We start from the raw sequence: 1262 nt of genomic DNA on the forward strand, positions 1-1262 counted from the left end.
CTCGCCACGCTGGCCCACGAGCTGCGCAATCCACTCGCACCCATCCGCACCGGCCTCGACCTGGTCGACGCCCTGCGCGGTGATGCTGCGGCCTGCGAGGAGCCCATACAAATCATGAATCGCCAGCTCAGCCACCTGGTGCGTCTGGTCGACGACCTGCTGGACGTCTCCCGCATCAGCCGCGGGAAGATCCAGCTGCGCAAGGAGCGGCTCAACCTGGCGGAGATCATCGATGACGCGCTGGATATGAGCGGCAGCGTACTGAGCCAGGGCGATCGCCGGTTCACCGTCAGCGTGGCTTCGAAGCCGCTCATGGTGGAGGGCGATCGTGTTCGGCTGGTGCAAAGCATCGCGAACCTCTTGAACAATGCGGTCAAGTTCACCGAGCCGGGTGGACATATCGACGTTCGCGTGATGGCGCGCGGCGAGCGGGTGGAGATTCAGGTACAGGACGACGGCCGTGGGATTCCACGGGAAGGGCTCGACAACATCTTCGAGATGTTCTCCCAAGCCAAGTCCGGCGTTACCAGCGGCCTGGGGATTGGCCTGTCCCTGGTGCGGGGACTGGTCGAGATGCATGGTGGCACAGTCAGCGCGTTCAGCGAGGGTCCCGGGCGCGGTGCCAGGTTCACCGTCGACCTGCCGCTCTGTCACAGCACCGTGGCGCCGGCGCCGGCAGCGACTGACGCGGCAATGGGACTCGATGTCCTGCCGACGCAATGCCGTGTCCTTGTGGTCGACGACGATCAGGACATCATCAAAAGTCTGGAACTTCTGCTCATGATGCTGGGTGCCGAGGTGCGGGTCGCCCGCGATGGGGCAGAGGCCATCCGCATCTTTGGCGACTGGCCGCCGACGCATGTCCTGATGGATATCGGGATGCCTGGCATGGACGGCTATGAGGTCGCGCGCCGGTTGCGTACCGATCGTGCTGACCAGGCCTTTCGGCTCATCGCTGTCACTGGCTGGGGACAGGAGGAGGACCGGCAGCGGGCGCTGGAGGCGGGCTTCGACGAGCACCTCGTGAAGCCGCTCCGTCTTGAGAGACTAAAGGAAGTTCTGTCCGCATAAGCGTCTGGCGCCGCATGCCATCGACGGGCTCGTCCTTGTCTGCAATGGATTGCCATCCAGCCCCTCATGGTGCGCCGCTGGGTGACAGGTTTGGGCCGGCGACTGCCACCATCGGTCATCGGGTGTCTCTACGCGACCCTTATGGAAAGCTTTCCCTAAGGGTCGTCAGATGTTGCTCCAAGATACGTCAG

General features: G+C 63.9%; 1 protein-coding gene. It reads left to right on the plus strand.

Annotation, left to right across the window (positions count from 1 at the left end):
- On the plus strand, positions 1-1071 hold a 1071-nt coding region (locus ACESL5_RS09510), incomplete at its 5' end, for an ATP-binding protein (RefSeq protein WP_372592542.1).
- Between the last annotated feature and the right edge of the window lie 191 nt (positions 1072-1262).

Source organism: Guyparkeria sp., assembly GCF_041687595.1.
Taxonomy (GTDB): Bacteria; Pseudomonadota; Gammaproteobacteria; order Halothiobacillales; family Halothiobacillaceae; genus Guyparkeria.